Source organism: Halobellus rarus (assembly GCF_024494595.1).
Classification (GTDB): domain Archaea; phylum Halobacteriota; class Halobacteria; order Halobacteriales; family Haloferacaceae; genus Haloquadratum; species Haloquadratum rarum.
Genome location: NZ_JANHDI010000015.1, coordinates 63,638 through 80,256 on the forward strand (window position 1 = coordinate 63,638; position 16,619 = coordinate 80,256).

The 16,619-nt window shown below is 67.2% G+C and carries 11 protein-coding genes; 4 read left to right on the forward strand and 7 right to left on the reverse strand.

Annotation, left to right across the window (positions count from 1 at the left end; genetic code table 11):
• Positions 1-6: 6 nt before the first annotated feature.
• From NO876_RS16905 to NO876_RS16925, 5 genes are all read right to left on the reverse strand, one after another.
• Positions 7-1,404, reverse strand: a complete 1,398-nt coding sequence (locus NO876_RS16905) for an FAD-binding oxidoreductase (RefSeq protein ID WP_256422845.1) — start codon at positions 1,402-1,404, stop codon at positions 7-9.
• A 315-nt stretch (positions 1,405-1,719) separates the two neighbouring features.
• Entirely contained in the window at positions 1,720-2,061 is a 342-nt protein-coding gene (locus tag NO876_RS16910) for a DUF5798 family protein (RefSeq protein ID WP_256422846.1), read from the reverse strand.
• A gap of 126 nt (positions 2,062-2,187) precedes the next feature.
• On the reverse strand, positions 2,188-3,234 hold the full coding sequence (locus NO876_RS16915) for an ABC transporter permease (protein WP_256422896.1): 1,047 nt from the start codon (positions 3,232-3,234) through the stop codon (positions 2,188-2,190).
• A 142-nt stretch (positions 3,235-3,376) separates the two neighbouring features.
• Positions 3,377-5,197, reverse strand: a complete 1,821-nt coding sequence (locus NO876_RS16920; protein ID WP_256422847.1) for an ABC transporter permease family protein — start codon at positions 5,195-5,197, stop codon at positions 3,377-3,379.
• Positions 5,194-6,240 (reverse strand): ABC transporter ATP-binding protein, encoded by a 1,047-nt coding sequence (locus NO876_RS16925; RefSeq protein WP_256422897.1) that lies wholly within the window; start codon positions 6,238-6,240, stop codon positions 5,194-5,196. The genes NO876_RS16920 and NO876_RS16925 overlap by 4 nt, the downstream gene beginning before the upstream one ends.
• A 168-nt stretch (positions 6,241-6,408) precedes the next feature.
• On the opposite strand from NO876_RS16925, the gene NO876_RS16930 reads away from it, so the two are divergent.
• Both NO876_RS16930 and NO876_RS16935 read left to right on the forward strand, forming a co-directional pair.
• Positions 6,409-7,368 carry a DUF7409 domain-containing protein gene (locus NO876_RS16930; RefSeq protein WP_256422848.1) on the forward strand — a complete coding sequence of 320 codons (960 nt, stop codon included), beginning with the start codon at positions 6,409-6,411 and terminating at the stop codon, positions 7,366-7,368.
• A 221-nt stretch (positions 7,369-7,589) separates the two neighbouring features.
• A complete protein-coding gene (locus tag NO876_RS16935; protein ID WP_256422850.1) occupies positions 7,590-8,498 on the forward strand; it encodes a class 1 fructose-bisphosphatase in 909 nt (302 codons plus the stop codon).
• Positions 8,499-8,672: 174 nt separating this feature from the next.
• On the opposite strand, the gene NO876_RS16940 is transcribed toward NO876_RS16935, so the two are convergent.
• Entirely contained in the window at positions 8,673-10,220 is a 1,548-nt protein-coding gene (locus tag NO876_RS16940; protein ID WP_256422851.1) for a DUF3179 domain-containing (seleno)protein, read from the reverse strand.
• Positions 10,221-10,336: 116 nt separating this feature from the next.
• Here NO876_RS16940 and NO876_RS16945 point away from each other — a divergent pair, with 116 nt between their 5' ends.
• Complete coding sequence (locus NO876_RS16945) at positions 10,337-13,444, forward strand: FAD-binding and (Fe-S)-binding domain-containing protein (RefSeq protein WP_256422852.1); 3,108 nt, start codon at positions 10,337-10,339, stop codon at positions 13,442-13,444.
• Between the two features lie 262 nt (positions 13,445-13,706).
• Here the strand turns inward: NO876_RS16945 and NO876_RS16950 are convergent, their stop codons facing one another.
• The gene (locus NO876_RS16950; protein ID WP_256422853.1) at positions 13,707-14,900 is read right to left on the reverse strand and encodes an MFS transporter; all 1,194 of its coding nucleotides are present in this window, start codon (positions 14,898-14,900) and stop codon (positions 13,707-13,709) included.
• Positions 14,901-15,118: 218 nt separating this feature from the next.
• Between NO876_RS16950 and NO876_RS16955 the strand changes: the two genes are divergently transcribed.
• Positions 15,119-16,618: an aldehyde dehydrogenase family protein gene (locus tag NO876_RS16955; protein WP_256422854.1), complete on the forward strand. Its 1,500-nt coding sequence runs from the start codon at positions 15,119-15,121 to the stop codon at positions 16,616-16,618.
• Position 16,619: the final 1 nt, after the last annotated feature.

Genomic DNA, 16,619 nt, shown 5'->3' on the forward strand with positions numbered 1-16,619 from the left:
AGAACGTCAATTCGTCGGTTCGACGTTATGGTTGAGTCGGAACAGGTTCTCCGGGTCCCACTGGTTTTTCACCTCGACCAACCGGTCGTAGTTTTCGCGGTAGGCGGCCTGTTGGTCGCCGACCTCCTCGGGAACGAAGTTGGCGTAGACGCCGCCGGTCGCGTGGGGAGCCATCGCTTGGTGCACGTCCCGGGCCCACGCGATACACTCCTCGTCCCTCTCCGGATCAGTCCACTGGGTGTGCAGGACCATCGTGAATTCGGCGTCGCGGTGGGGGTAAGCGGTCTCTTGAACGCCCACGTCGTTTATCGCACCGCCTAATTGGGCGCAGGCGATTTCGGTGGCCTCGGTGGGGATCGTCTCCCCGTATTCGACGAAGTTTTCGATCATGCCGTCAGTCATCTCGACGAAGTTGTGGGACTTCCAGTAGTTCCGGTTTCCGGCCGGGGCGAGGCCGTCGAACGCCTGTTGCCAGCCCGCGTACGGGTGCGGTCCGACCGCGTCGACGATCGGATCCCCGATATCGCGTAGCGGTTGGAGTACCGTCTCGCCCTCGCTCATCTCGCCGGCGTAGAACGCCGCCAAGATGAGTACCTTCCGGCCGTGCCACTCCTCGGGGATGAACGGCAGCGGTGGCGCGTGCCGGATGACGAACCACACTGTCGCGTCATCGGGGGCCGTCGCAGTGAACTCCCGATACTCTGAGAGGACGGCTGCTGTATCCTCGAAAGGATGGACGATCGGCCCGGACAACACCGTCGGACCGACCTCGTGCAGTTGGAACTGGAAGGACGTGACGATCCCAAAGTTGCCGCCGCCGCCCCTGAGACCCCAGAACAGGTCTTCGTTTTCGGTCTCGCTCGCGTGGACGAGTTCGCCTGCCGCGGTGACGACGTCGACCGAAATCAGGTTATCGACAGTCAATCCGTGCCTCCGCGAGAGCCATCCCCAACCGCCGCCGAGTGTGAGCCCGGCGACACCAGTCGTCGAATTGTATCCGACCGGCGTGGCGAGACCGAACGCCTGGGTCTCGTGGTCCAGTTCGTTGAGCACGACACCGGGTTCGACGCGGGCCGTCTGCGCGTCCGGATCGACGCGAACTGCGTTCATCGGCGACAGGTCGATCATCAGGGCGTCGTCTTCGACGGCCCTGCCAGCGATGTTGTGGCCGCCGCCTCTCACTGAAATAGGGACCCCATGCTCCTTTGCGAACGCCACCGCACTGATGACGTCTGCGGTGCCGGCGCACTGGACGATAAGCGCGGGGCGCTTGTCTACCGTCGCGTTCCAGACTGACCGTGCCTCGTCGTATCCCTCGTCGTCCGGCCGGACGATCGACCCACGCAGCGTTCCGGCGAATTCGCCGATAGATTCGTCAGTTAATATAGTTGTTTCTAGCGACACTTTCGGATCACGCTTATAAGATACGCGATGAAATTATTTGAATAGGTGATATTGTCACTTCAATAAGGATTTTGAGTAACCGAGTGAACACAGCGACCGGGGGACAGACCCGACTCGTCTCTTGCACGGGTTGTACGAGCAGAGCTGAGGGCCCACAGCTTGTAGACCCGCGACTTCGGCCGCTTCATACGGACTGTTGTGATCTCTCACTGGTGATTGTGACTCCTACGACAGAGATCATCGGGGACAAGTCCCTATCACGCCACAGAGAACGATTCGTTCGATAACCGAACGTAATCCTCCATTTCGCGCCGACTACTCGGTGTCGCCAGCCGCCACAGATTTCGACTCGTCTTCGCCTGTGCTCCCTGCCGCTTCCTCCTCGCTCTCGACGTCGTCGCCGGATTCCTCTGCCTCGACGATGTGGGCGTCGGCGGTGACGCTCTCGACGTCGATTCCCTCCTTCTCTGCGAGCGCTTCCAGGAGGGCGCGCATCTCCGCGCTCTCCCGTTCGAGTCGGTCGACGCGGTCGCTCGTCTCCTGTGTCGTCTCACGCATCTCGACGATCTGATCGCGGAGGTCGTTGAGCCGCGTGTAGACGTCCTCGGCCATATCTGTCACTTTCTGGAGCTTCCTCGCCGTGCCTCCGAGTCCCATAGGACTCAGTTCTGGACCAGGCCTTGTGTGCGTTCCGGCTTCGACCGGACGGGATAGCGCCCGCGCCTCGAAGAAGCGTCCGACTGCTTCCGGTGGGGCCGACCGTTTCCGGAGCGCCCGACCGCCTCACGCCAAGTCGTCGGCGTCGAGCCGTGCGACGAGGTGGCGGAGCGCACCATAGACGACGACCGAACCGACGACCACGGCGGCCACGGAGAGGTACTCGGCAACTCCGCCGCTGCCGATGGCGAGTCGCGCGGCGGCGTTGATCGGCCCGTTCGGGAGTAGCGCCGTGCCGCCGAAGACGAAGAGCACGGCGATCGAGTAGAGGAACTGCGCCGCGCGCCGTTCGGGCGTCAGGAGCGCGAGCGCGGCCCCCAGCCCGCAGATCAGGAGCGCGAGCGCCGCGACCAGCGCGAGGAGCGCGGGGACGTTCGCGACGCTCGTGCCGTTGAGTTCGAGGAGACCGATCCACAGGGCGGCCTGAACCGGTGCGAGCCCGGCTGCCGTGAGGAGTTTCCCGTCGACGACGTCCGTCAGCGAGAGGGGCGCGACCCGCAGCAGTTCGAGCGTCCCGCGTTCGATCTCTTCGGTCAGCGAGTCGACGGCGACGGAGCCCGAGATGAAGACCGGGAGGAAGAGCAACAGCGGGAGCAACACCGTGTACGTGAACCCGAAGTACGGACTGGACGACGCCTCCGGCGGCAGTTCGAGCGGCAGCGAGTCGAGATACGCCGCTCTATCGGTCCGCTCGGCCCGCTCGAACGACCGGACCACGTCCCGCAACTGGACGACGACGATCGTCGTCTGGACGTTCGAGTCGGGCGCGACGGCCCTGACGAACACCCGGTCGTCGCGCGTCTCCGCGACGAGCACCGCGTCGACGCCGGTCGCCCGGTACTCGTGGAACGCCCGCATCGCCGTCTCCTCGGAGCGGTAGAACTCCGCGTCGACGCCGCGGACCTCCCGCGAGGCCCGGATCAGTTCCTCGGAGGCGTCGCCCGTCACCGCGACGTCGACCTCGTAGCCCTCGACCTGTCCCGGGTCGTACAGCGAGACGAGGCCGACGACGAGGAACGACGAGAACGCCGCGATGAACAGCTGCAGCGCGAGCGCAAGGAGGATGGTCTTCTCCTTCCGCAGGCTGTTGAACTCGCGGCCGGCGATCGTGATCCGGGGATCGGTCCGCGTTCGCCCGCTGGCTCCCGGCTGTGGATCTGGTCGATCGTCTCGACTCGGCCGATCGTCACGGCTCGGACGATCATCTCGGTTCGGACGACCGTCTCGGCGCTCTCCTCCGTGCGGGTCAGGGCGGTCAACCAAAGTAGCTCACCACCGTGAGGTTGTAAGCCGTGTGAACGGCCACGCTGCCGACGAACGCGACGCCGTACCACCGGAGGTCGCGCATCGCACCGAGCGAGGTCAGGCCCGCGGTGACGACGTGGAGTACGAGCGGGGCGAACAGCAGGCCGGCCGCCGAAAACACGCCGATGCCGGACGGCGCGAAGGCGGCCTGTCCGAGCGCCAGCTCGGGGAGCCCCACGACCTGCGAGACGGCGGTGAACTTCTCGCCGACGAAGAAGCCCAGCCCCGAGAGCGCGCCGAGCACCAGGGCGACGCGTCGGACGCGCGGGAACGTCCCGCTCTCGAAGGCGGCGTAGATATGGAGGCTTTTCGCGACCTCCTCGACGAGCGCGACGACGAAGAGGAGCAGGGGAACGGTGAGCGAGACGGGTAGCGCGAACAGCACGGCGACGGCGAGCAGTTCCGCGACGAACACGAACGGGATCGACAGCCCCGAGAGGACCGCGACGTCCCGCGGACGCGACACGCGGGCGTCGAGCGCGTCCAGAAGCTTCAGCGGGACCGCGCGCTGTGTGAAGAGGTCCTCCTCGCGGTAGATACCGATGCCGAGCAGGAACAGCACGCCCGCACAGAGGACGAAGGGCGCTGTCGCGAACGCGAACGCGCCGGACGAGACGGATTCCAGCGGCTGGAGATCGCGAACCACGACCGTCAGCGGCGAGATGAGCGCGATCGGCGTGACGTTCGCGAAGATGGCCGGGACGAACGTGTAGGCCGTCAGGAAGACCGAGACCGTGACCGTGACGAAGGTGAGTTCCTTGAACGACCGGGCGAACATCGCCCCGGCGAACGTCGCCGCGAGGAAGAGGAGCGCGATCGGCAGCACGGCCGCGACGGAGACGAGACTCCCGCCGACCCCGAGGGCGATGAGCGCCGTGAGCGCGATCATCGCGACGAGATACGGCAGCGTCTTTCCGGCGACGATGTCGCCCGGGGAGACGGGCGCGACGAGCAGCAGTTCGCCGCGGCGGTTGATCCGCTCGTTGAGCATCGTGCTGCCGTACGCCTGCACGACGAAGTTCATCGGGACGAGGAATACGAACGCGAGCACGAGCGATCCGAACGGGAACGGGGGCTGGATCTCCGCCGGCGACCCCGAGCCCCCGCCGCCGAGGGGGTTGATTCCCGAGAGCGCGGGCACGCCCAGCGGCCCGCCCCCGCCGCCCGTCGCCGCCGCGTCGTCGCCGTCGCCGCTCCCGTCTGCGTCCCCGCCGGAGCCGTCCCCGCCGGAGCCGTCCCCGCCGGAACCGACGACGACCTCGCCGTCGCCGCCGTCGTCGGCGAACGCCTCGTCGGGTAGCGTGTCGTCGCGCGAGACGTACTGGAGGACGGTCACGACGGGGAAGGCCGCGGAGCCGTTCTCCTCGCCGCGCATCTGCTCGAAGTTGTGACTCCGAACGGCCGATCGGAGCTCCGAGAGCGCCGCGCGACCCTTCGGCGTGTCGACGGCGCGGAACTCCCCGTCCCGGATCAGCACCTCGACGTCGCCGTCGCGGAGCGCGTCGGCGTCGGGGGAGCGAGCGTCGAGGGCGACGCTCCGCTCGACCGGTGCACGGTACGGACTGTCGGCGGCGACGCCCACGCGGTAGACGTCCCGATCGAGCGCGACGCCGCCCCCGAGCAGCCCGGCTCCGAGGATCGTACCGGCCAGAAGGAGCGCGAGAACACCCAGAACGGCCGTCCGTCTGTCGACGATCCCTGCCGAGCGCGACACTTCCCAGCGGGCGATTCGGCGGATCGACGAGAGGTGGTCTCGAAGCGAACGCTTCACCGCTCGCTGCCCCCGTCCCGCTCGGTCCGACTACCCTCCGGTGTCGCTTGGACGGTCTCCGTCTCGGGCCGCTCTCCCCCCGACGGCGCTCGGACGCCGTCCGCCGACGGTTCTGTCTGCTGTCGCCCACGCTCGGAACCGGCTTCTGGCGTCGTCCCGCTGGCGAGGTCGAGGAAGATGTCTTCGAGGCTCTGTTCTCGCGTCCGGATGTCGACCACCTCGCCGCCGTCGGCGGCGGCCCGCTCGCGAACCCGATCGACGGCGGCCATATCCGACACGACGCTTCGGTGACGCCCAGCTTCGACGGTGGCACTCCCCGCTGACGTGTCTGGCTCCGAGCCCTCCACCGGGACGGTCGTGAAGACGTGGTATGTCGTCTCGCCGTATTCTTCGCGGATCTCGGGGACGGTCCCGCGGGCGATGATCTCCCCGCGGTTCATGATCACGATCCGGTCGCAGACGCTCTCGACGTGATAGAGGTTGTGCGCGCTGAAGACGACGGTCTTGCCCCGATCGGCGAGTTCGCGGGTGAACTCGAGGACGTAGTTCGTCGTCAGCGGGTCCAGCCCCGACGCGGGTTCGTCGTAGATCAGGAGGTCGGGATCGTTGACCAGCGAGCGGGCGATGGCTACCTTCCGCTTCATCCCCTTCGACATATCGCCGAGGCGGCGCTCTCTGTGCGCTAATTCGAGGCGGTCCAGCGTCCGTTCGGTCCGCTCTGTCGCCTCCGCGCGCGGGACGTCGTAGAGATCGGCGAAGAAACGCAGGTACGACCGCGGCGTCATATCCTCGTACAGGGGGGATTCCTCGGGGAGGAACCCGAGGTTCCGACGCATCTCCGGGTCGCCGGCGTCGTATCCGGCCACCTCGGCGACGCCGTCGGTCGGTTCGACCAGCCCCGAGAGCATCTTCAGCGTCGTCGTCTTCCCGGCACCGTTCGGGCCGACGATGCCGAAGATCTCGCCCCCCTCGACGGCGAAGTCGCTGCCGACCACGGCGGGGAAGTCGCCGTAGGTCTTGCGGAGCCCCTCGGCGCGTATCATCGTCATTATCCAGCGCCACGGATCCGGTGGGAATAAAACCTGACCGCCGGGTATCGATTCTGATACGGGTTGTGCCTCGGTTTTCCCGGTGGCGTGTCATCTGGTGACACTATACAGTCGACAGTATGAAGTTCTCCACCGTGGAGTTACAACCGAACGGAGGCAAGCGTGACCGAGGACGAGGGGGGCGAAGGCGCGCTCGACGCGGGCGAAAGCGACGCGGCCGCCGAGGAGGGATCCGACTGGGCAGCGGTCCCCGACCGCGGCGACGACGACCTCGATATCCCGCTCCCGTGGAACACCGTCTCCAGCGACGATCCCGACGCCGGCGATATCGAGACTGGGAACGCCGGCGAAGCCGACGAGGAGACCACTGGTGAGGAGGGAACGGACGACGCGGGACCGACAGAGACCGAGGAGGAGTCGAACGAACCCGAGCGCTTCGAGGACCTCCGGTTCGTCGGGCCGAAGAGCGCGGCCGCCCTCCGCGACTCCCGGGTGTCGCTCGCCGATCTCGTCGAGAAGCGGATCGCTTACCGAGACCTGAAGGAAGCCGGCGTCAACCCCGGCGTCGCCGCCAAGATCAGGCGCGAACACTCGCTGTCGTGGTCGCTGGACGGGGGCGGGACGGACCTCGACCGACGCTCCACGCAGGTCCGCGGCCTCGACGACGACGAACGGGCGTGGATCGCGGCGTCGTCCGGATGGTCCGAAGAGTCGGCCGCGACCGAGACCGACGGGTCCGGGGACGCGACGGAGGCAGAGGCGGCCTGGCGGGCGCGGACCGGCTCCGAGGAGACACCGGCGAGCGACAGCGAAACTCCCGAGACAGCCGGCGAAGCCGCGTGGCGCGACGGAACCGGTGACGGGGTCGGTACAGCGCAGTCCGAAGACCGTGTGGAGCGGTCCGGCATCGACGCCGAGTCGGCCTGGCGAGAACAGAGCGTGCCGACGCCGGTGACGGCGCTCGACGACGTCGACGAGCGTGCCGCCGCGACGCTGCGCCGAGCGGGCATCGGGTCGGTCCGGCGGCTCGCGACGGCCGACCCCGAGAGCGTCGCAGACGCGCTCGAACTGGACCGCGACCGCGTCGAGACCTGGTGTCGACTCGCGCGCGAACACGAGTGACGGTCGACGTCGAGAAGGACGTCGATACCGCGCTTCGAGATCACTATTAACTTTTCGAGTAAATATTTATGTATTGGAGCGAATGGAATGTATAGCCGATTAGTACGCCGTTTTCCGGCGGTTAGACGGACGAATCCGGAGATACGCCAACAAAGAGTTTATGTATATAGTCACCGCATATCCAACTAACGAATACCCCCGTTACTGACACGAGTACTCCGATGGCTACGAAAGAAAATTCCGCGCCGACCGATGCCGAATCGATCCAAAAGACCGTCAACGACGTCCTCGACGCCGTCGCGCGCACCGCCCCGGAGGTCCGTCGCGGTCTTCCGGGCCGTCGCGTCGCAGTCGCGGGCACGAACCCCTCCGGCGAGGAGCAGAAGGCCGCAGACGTGTACGCCGACGAACTCCTCTGTGAGCGGATCGGTTCCATCTCGAACGTCGGCGTCTACGCCAGCGAGGAGCGGGCTTCGGGCGTGGACGTCGGCTCGGGTCTCTCGGTCTGCGTCGACCCCCTCGACGGCTCTTCGAACCTCGAACCCAACGCCGCGATGGGGACCATCGTCGCCATCTACGACGACGATCTGCCGGCGTCGGGTCGGGACATCGTCGCCGCCGCCTACGTCCTCTACGGGGCGACGACGACGATGGCCGTCGCCCGGGCGAACAAGGAGACGGTCACCGAGTACCTCATCCACGACAGCGGCGACTATCAGGTCGTCCACGAGGAGTTGACGCTCCCCGATGACCCCTCAGTGTACGGCTTCGGCGGTCGGGTCCCCCACTGGGTCGAGGAGTTCGAGGAGTACGTCTCGGAAGTCGAGTCGGATCCCTCGATGAAACTCCGGTACGGCGGCGCGATGATCGGCGACGTGAACCAGGTGCTCACCTACGGCGGCATCTTCGGCTATCCGACGCTCACGAACGCGCCGGAGGGCAAACTCCGAGTGCAGTTCGAGGGCTATCCGGTCGGCTACATCCTCGAGAAGGCCGGCGGGGCGTCCTCGGACGGCCGACAATCGCTGCTCGACGTCGAGAAGGACGACCTCCACGCGCGGACGCCGGTGTACGTCGGCAACGAGGAACTGATCGACGACCTCGAAGCGGCGCTGGCGGATCGGAACTGAGCCGTTCGGACCCGCTGTCGTTGCTCCTACTCGCCGGTGTGAAAAACAGATATATAGTTTATTCACCCATCAGGATACAGTATAGATAACCCGTAAGCCGTCAGTCTCTTCGAGATCGTGCACAGATACGCTTCAGTGTACGTATATAAACTATTAATAAGTTTGTGAGTATGCTTACTCCAGCACGTGCGCCGTTTCGTAGTGCGTGCGGAACGCGAACCAGAGGCCGTGCCGACCGGGGAGCCGCTCGCGCGTCTCGTCGCTCGCCGAGCGGAGTTCGTTCCGCGCCACCTGCCACTCCGTTCCCGTCTCGTCGACGAGCGCGATTCCGTCGTCGGTTTCGACGCGCTCGACGGGCGTCGGCGGGGACTCGTAGACGGCGACGTCGCCCGTCGCATCCAGCAGGGCGACGACGTCGCGGCCGGCGATCTCGCCCTCGATCAGGCCGCTCTCGCGCTCGCGCAGGTCGTCGATCGAGATCACCCACACCTCGTCGGGGTCGTCGTCGACGATCCCGTACACGGACGCCTTCTCCGGGAGCGGCCCCTCCTCGCGCCGCACGCCGGGCTGGACGATCTCCTCGCGGTTCCAGTAGTGCTCGAAGAAGTCGACGTTGCCGTCGTAGTACGAGTAGTCGTACCCGTAGCCCGTGTCGACGTCGAGTGCGAGCGTGTCCGGGTACTCCGCCTTCCAGTCGCCCCACTCGGTCTGCGTGACGGCGAACTGATCGAGGAAGAGGTCCGGGTCCGATTCGAGCGTCTCGCCGCCGATCGGCGTGCCGGCGTGTTGGTCCCACAGCGTCTCGGTCTCCTCGTCGTACATCACCTTGTTGCCCGAGGCGAGCATCCCGGTGCTGCCGAAGGTCCGGACGTCCACGTCGCCGGCCTCGCTGGTCTCGTCGGATCCGCCGAGCCCCTCGGTTTCGTCCCCGTCGGCGGCCGCTCCGCCACCGGTCGGGACCCGCCGGTCGTAGAGGATCGGCGCGTTACACAGCGTGCAGTAGGTGAGACTCACCGGGACCCCCTGAAGTTCGGCGTTCAGAAGTTCGTGCGGGAACAGCACCCACCGCGGGACGGCGTAGGCCGTCCCCTCGAGTTCGAAACCGAAGACGAGGTGGTCGTCTTCGAGGTAGCGTTCGGGGGAGTCGCCATCAGATGCGTCGGTGTCGCTCGCGTCGGTGCTCGCGTCGACGGCGTCGCCGGGGACGAACGTCGGGGCGTTCATCGCGGCGAGGAACGAGCGATCGGTGTTGCCCCACCGGATCCCCTGCAGATCGAACGCCCTCGGCTCGCAGTCGAGGAGGCCGCCGACGGGCGGGAGGTACGAGCGGTACAACCGCAGTTTCCACTCGTCGAACCCCGCCAGCGGGTCGATGTCCTGCTGGGAGTACCACGTCTCCCACTCGACCCACGCGTGATCCGAGTCGAAGTCCGGTTCCGCGAGGTCCGCGAGCGCGCCGCGGACGCCCGGCCAGCGAACCTCCGGGAGTTCGAGGTAGCGCGGCGGATCGCGGTCTCTGAGCACGGCGGGGAAGCCGAACCGCTCCCAGTCGTTCGCGATGCTGTCGATCACCAGCAGTTCGACGAGGTGGGGGACGACGCGTTCGTCGCCCTCCTCGGCGAGCGCGGCGACCGTCGTCGCGTGCACGTCGGCGTCACGGACGAGCAACTGCTCGGTCAGCCACCGGAGTCGCTCCGCCGAGGTTCGGTCAGTCTGTGTCACGGTACCATATCTGACTGAATCGAGCGGCATAACGGTTCCTCATCGGGGGCCCAGTTCCCCGCTTCGGTGACCGACAACGGGGGGTATAAGTGATAGTTACACACAGTAGTACGTATATGCCTGACCGCGACAGCGATGCCGTTCCCGACGGCGGCGTAGCCCGCGCCGCACCGGCGAGAGACGACCGATCGGATTACCAGTACGTCTCCGAGTCGGTCGAGCGACCCGACTTGGTCGACGCGCTCGAACCGCGTGTCGACGGCGAGGTCCGCTTCGACACCTACACCCGACAGATGTACGCGACCGACGCCAGCGCCTACGAGGTGACCCCCATCGGCGTGGTCTTCCCGACCTCGACCGAGGACGTCGCGAGCGTGGTCTCCTACTGCGCCGACGAGGGGATCCCGGTGCTCCCGCGCGGCGGCGGCACCAGCCTGGCCGGCCAGACGGTCAACGAGGCCGTCGTCCTCGACTTCACGCGCTACATGGATTCGGTCTACGACGTCGACTCCGACGCCCGGGAGGCGCACGTCCAGGCGGGGACGGTGCTCGCGACGCTCAACGACCGCGCCGCCGAGTACGGCCTGACGTTCGGCCCGGACCCGGCGGCGGGCAACCGCAGCGCCATCGGCGGGGCGATCGGCAACAACTCCACGGGCGCGCACTCGCTCGTCTACGAGAAGACCGATCACTACGTCGAGGAGGCGGAGGTCGTCCTCGCAGACGGGACGGTCGCGACGTTCGGCGAGGTCGCGATCGAGGAACTCCGCGAGCGCGCCGACCCCGACGGTGACGCCGAGGCCCGGGTCGCCGCGGGCGTCGTCGCCGTCCTCGACGAGCAGTCCGAGGAGGTCCACGAGCGCTACCCCGAGATGAAGCGGAACGTCTCCGGATACAACCTCGATCGACTCGTCGCCGAGGCCGAGGGCGAGTACGGCGAGGAGGGCGTCGTCAACCTCGCGCATCTGCTCGCGGGCTCGGAGGGCACGCTCGCGGTCGTCACGGAAGCGACCGTCTCCCTGGAGCCGCTTCCCGAGGCGAAATCGGTCGCGCTCCTGACGTACGACAGCGTCGTCGACACCGTCAGCGACGTCGTTCACGTGCTCGAACACGACCCGGCGGCGGTCGAGCTCATCGACGACGTGCTGATCGAGTTGGCGTCGAACACGAGCGAGTTCGAGGAGGTCGCCGGAAAGCTCCCCGACCGCACGGAGGCGGCGCTCCTCGTCGAGTTCTACGCCGAGAGCGACGCGGACGGCCGCGAGAAAGTGCAGAAGCTCCTGGCGGACCGCGTCCCCGATTGGGGCGACGGCGGAGACGCCGACGAGAGCGGGTCGGCCTCCGACGCCGATCCCGACCGCTACGCCTTCGACGCCCTGGAGGCCCACGACGACGAGGATCGAAAGGAGCTCTGGAAGCTCCGGAAGTCCGGCCTCCCGATCCTCCTGAGCCGGACGAGCGACGCCAAGCACATCAGCTTCCTCGAAGACTGCGCCGTCCCGCCGGAGCGCCTCCCCCGGTTCGTCACGGAGTTCCAGTCGGTCCTCGAAGAACACGACACGTTCGCGTCCTTCTACGCCCACGCCGGCCCTGGCGTCCTGCACGTCCGCCCGCTCATAAATACCAAGTCGCAGACGGACCTCGACGCGATGCAGGCCATCGGCGAGGCCGTCACCGACCTCGTCGTGGAACTCGGCGGCTCGGTCTCCGGGGAGCACGGCGACGGCCGCGCGCGGACCCAGTGGAACCGGAAGCTGTACGGCGATCAGCTCTGGGAGGCGTTCCGGGACCTCAAGACCGCGTTCGACCCCGACTGGCTCCTGAATCCGGGGCAGGTCTGCGGCGACGTCTCGCTCACGGAGAACCTCCGATTCGACCCCGAGTACGAGTTCGAGGCCGGGTTCGATTCGGCGCTGGTGTGGGACAACGAGAACGGGATGCAGGGGATGGTCGAACTCTGTCACGGCTGCGGCGGCTGCCGCACCCAGCAGACCGAAGGCGGTGTGATGTGCCCCACCTACCGCGCGGCCGACGAGGAGATCCAGGCGACGCGCGGTCGGGCGAACATGCTCCGCCAGGCGATGAGCGGCGACCTCCCGGACGATCCCACCGACGACGAGTTCGTCACCGAGGTGATGGACCTCTGCATCGGCTGTAAGGGCTGTGCGAACGACTGCCCGAGCGAGGTCGATATGGCGAAGCTGAAGGCCGAGGTGACGCACGCCCACCACGAGGAACACGGCTCCTCGTTCCGCTCGAAGCTGTTCGCGAACGTCGACACGTTGGCGAAAGTCGGCAGCGCGTTCGCGCCGGTCTCGAACTGGGCCGCGAAGGTTCCCGGCGCACGCACGGTGCTTGAGCGCACGATCGGCATCGCCAGCGACCGCACGCTCCCCACGTTCGAGCGCGAGACGCTGCAGGACTGGTTCGACGCGCGCGGCGGCTCCCGCGTCACGGTCGGCGAGGCGGACCGACACGTCGTTCTGCTTCCGGACACCTACACGAACTACAGCCACCCCGACGTTGGGAAGGCCGCGGTCGAGGTCCTGGAGGCCGCCGGCGTCCACGTCGACGTCGCCGACGTGACCGACAGCGGTCGTCCCGCGTTCTCGAAGGGGTACCTCGACATCGCACGCGAGACGGCGAAAGAGACCGTGGACGCGCTCGCCCCGCGGATCAAGAACGGGTGGGACGTCGTCGTCGCCGAGCCCTCGGACGCGGTGATGCTCCAGTCCGACTACGGGGACCTCCTTTCCGGATCCGACGTCGAGACCGTCCAGGCGAACAGCTACGGAGTCTGCGAGTACCTCGACACCTTCCGGCTCGACGAGGCGATCGACTTCGAGACGCCGGACCGCTCGATCGCCTACCACGGCCACTGCCACCAGAAGGCGACGAAGAAGGACCACCACGCCGTCGGCGTCCTCCGCCGGGCCGGCTACCGCGTCGACCCGCTCGATTCGGGGTGCTGCGGGATGGCCGGCTCCTTCGGCTACGAGGCCGAACACCGCGCGATGAGTCAGGCCATCGGCGACACCCTGAAAGGCCAGGTCGACGACAGCGAGGCGGAGTCGGTCGTCGCGCCCGGCGCGTCCTGCCGCACTCAACTCAACGATCTCGGGGCGACGGTCGACCGCTCGCTGTTGCCCGACGGCGACGCGGATCGAGAAGAGCCGCCGACGCCGATCGAGGCGCTCGCGGCCGGGTTGGCGAACGGGCGATAACCGAGTCGGCGCCGACGGAACTGCCTTTCTGCACCCGCCGAGGGTTTATGTACGATACCGGGGCCAACGCCCCCGTGACCTGAGTGCTTCCCCGCACCGCTCCGCGGTTGCTCGGCACACCGGTGCGGGGTACGGTCGCGTTCGCTGGATCCAGCGGGCGCACTGGCGCGGGTGCCGACTGCTCGCCACCGTTGACGAGGACTGTCACAGTCGCCGTGAGCCGCGGCCACGGAGCCACATCCCCAGAACCGCCGCGAACGCGTCACCCCGCCTGTGGGGCCGTCCCCCGATAGAACAGCCACGCGCCGAGGAGCGTCAGGCCGCCGATCAGGACCAGCGGCGGGGCGTACCCACCGGTGATCCCCGTCAGCACGTTCAGCACGATCGGAATCGAAAACGCCGTCGTCGCCTCCGCGACCGTGAAGATGCCGACGATAGCGGTCGCGTTCGCCGGACCGAACCGCTCGATGATGATCGGCGAGAACAGCGGCGCGACCGCACCGAGGCCGACGCCGAAGCACACGAGCAGCGCGTACATCGGAAGCGGCGTCGTCACCAGCGGGAGCGCGACCATCCCGAGCGCCGCGAGGGCGACGCCCGCGGCGAGCGTCACCCGCATCCCGATCCGGTCGGCGAACTCCCCGCTGGCCACGCGGGCGGCGACGCTCACGCCGCCCACGATCCCGAACGCCGTGGCGGCGAGCGTCCGACGGATGCCGTTCTCCGTGAGGATGCCGACGAAGTCCGCCGAGAGCACGAAGTACCAACTCCAGATCAGTGCAAACCCCGCGAGCGACGCCAGGAACGCGCGATCTGTCAGGTTCGACCGGAGCCACGTCGAGTCGACCGGCGAGACGTCCGTTCCTCGCCGCCCCGGCGGCCGACGGTACAGGAGGCTCGCGAGCAGGATGACACCCACCGTCGCTCCGCCGACGACGACGAACGCTCCCCTGATCGAGGTCCGTTCGAGCAGCCACAGCCACACCGGCGGCAGGGCGAAGACGCCGAGCCCGTTTCCGGTCATCGTGACTCCCATCGCCCGGCCCTGGTACTCGTCGAACCACTGTGGGACGAGCGAGATGACGACGACGAACACCGTGCCGCCGGCCGTCCCGAGCAGTCCGAACGCGAGCACGAGTCCCGGGTAGGAGGCAGAGACCTGCAACAGCGCGACGGCCGTGGCGAAGACGACACCGGCGGCCGCGACGACCGGCCGCAGCGGCACCCGGGCGATGACGACGCCGATCGCGCCGCCGGCGACGTAAAACGCCGCCGTCGTGATCGAGAAGACCGACGAGACCCGAAGGCTCGTGAGTCCGAACGCGCTCTCCAGCGCCTGCGAGTACACGGTGAACGTGAAGACGATACCCCAGACGAGCACGAGCAGGAGTACGCCTAGCGCGACGATGAGCCAACTGGTGAGCGAGTCGAGCGCGGAGTCTTGCACGTCAGTCATACCAGTGTGTCACGAGCGCCGGTCGCCCGAATCCGGACCGCCGGCGACGCCGTCGTTCGATCAGAGCGTGTCACCAGCACCGTTTAGTGTTTTCTCTCGTCGCGGGAGCAAAAAAGCGCCCCCAGTGAACCCCAATATCATCGGTGTAACCCGGCTACTACCGGTAAACTCCGCAATCTGACCAAACTTTCATTAGTGAATCACGGTAAGTGTGACGTATGGCACTCGAAGGCCAGTCACGATACAGCATCGACGCGGACTGGAACAAACTCTATATCGACGGTGAGTGGGTCGAATCCGAAAGCGGCGAGTCCACGCCCGTCGAAGACCCGTCCACGCGGGAAGTAGTCACAGAGGTACCCCGCGGGACCGAAGGCGACGTCGACGCCGCCTACGAGGCGGCCGTCGAGGCGCAGGAGGAGTGGGGCGAACAGCCGCCCGCAGCGCGCGAGGAACTCGTACAGGGTCTCATCCACGCCCTCGACGAGCACCAAGAGGAGGTCATCGATCTGATCACGACCGAGATCGGCGGCATCCACGGCGTCGGCGAGACCTCGGTCCAGATCACGCAGGACCACCTCGCGGAGGCCGCGACGCTCCCGCGACGGATGAAGGGCGAGACCGCCGCCTCGAACATCCCCGGCAAGGAGAACATCGTCTACCGCGAACCCGAGGGCGTCGTCACGGTCATCTCGCCGTGGAACTTCCCGCTGAACCTCACGGCCCGGGCGCTCGCCCCCGCCGTGGCAGCCGGTAACTCGGTCGTCGTCAAGCCGGCGACCGACGCGCCGATCGTCGGCGGACTCGTCTGGGCTCGGCTGGCCGAAGAGGCCGGCTTCCCCGACGGCGTGATCAACGTCGTCACCGGCAAGGGGTCAGAGATCGGCGACCACATCGCCGGTCACTCCGACAGCGACGTCGTCGCGTTCACCGGATCGACCGAGGTCGGCCAGCACGTCGCCGGCCTCGCCGCGGAGAACCTCGCGGTCCCGGCGATGGAACTCGGCGGCAACAACGCGCACATCGTCACCGAGGACGCCGATCTCGATCAGGCGATCGACGCCGCGGTGTTCGGCTCGTTCATCCACCAGGGTCAGGTCTGCATCTCGATCAACCGCCACCTCGTCCACGAGGACGTCTACGACGAGTACGTCGAGCGGCTGACCGAGCGCGCGGAGGCACTCCCCGCCGGCAGTGCTCACGACGAGGTCGTCCTCGGACCCATCATCAACGAGTCACAGCGCGATCAGATGCTCGGCTTCGTCGAGGAGACGATCGAGGCTGGTGCGACGCTCGAAACCGGCGGTGAGACGGTCGAACTCGACGGCGTCGAGGACTCGCTGGTCGTCAGGCCAACGGTGCTCTCGGACGCCACGAACGACATGGCGGCCGCCTGCAACGAGCACTTCGGTCCCATCGCGCCCGTGATTCCGTTCTCGGACGTCGACGAGGCCGTCGAGATGGCGAACGACACCGAGTACGGCCTGGCCGGCTCGGTCCACGCCGGCGACATCGGGACGGGGCTCCAGATCGCCAAGCGGATCGACTCCGGAAACATCCACGTCAACGATCAGGGCATCAACGACGAGGCGCACGTCCCCTTCAGCGGCACGAAGGCCTCGGGCCTCGGCGGCTACAACTCCACGGACTTCCTCGACGAGGTGACCGAGAAGAAGTGGATCTCGCTGCAGCACGAGCCGCGTGAGTTCCCGTTCTGAG

What these genes read in the sequence shown, in the direction of transcription:
- NO876_RS16945 (WP_256422852.1), top strand. Translation starts at nt 10,337, where the DNA reads ATGCCTGACCGCGACAGCGATGCCGTTCCCGACGGCGGCGTAGCCCGC.
- NO876_RS16925 (WP_256422897.1), bottom strand. Translation starts at nt 6,240, where the DNA reads ATGATACGCGCCGAGGGGCTCCGCAAGACCTACGGCGACTTCCCCGCC.
- NO876_RS16935 (WP_256422850.1), top strand. Translation starts at nt 7,590, where the DNA reads ATGGCTACGAAAGAAAATTCCGCGCCGACCGATGCCGAATCGATCCAA.
- NO876_RS16950 (WP_256422853.1), bottom strand. Translation starts at nt 14,900, where the DNA reads ATGACTGACGTGCAAGACTCCGCGCTCGACTCGCTCACCAGTTGGCTC.
- NO876_RS16910 (WP_256422846.1), bottom strand. Translation starts at nt 2,061, where the DNA reads ATGGGACTCGGAGGCACGGCGAGGAAGCTCCAGAAAGTGACAGATATG.
- NO876_RS16955 (WP_256422854.1), top strand. Translation starts at nt 15,119, where the DNA reads ATGGCACTCGAAGGCCAGTCACGATACAGCATCGACGCGGACTGGAAC.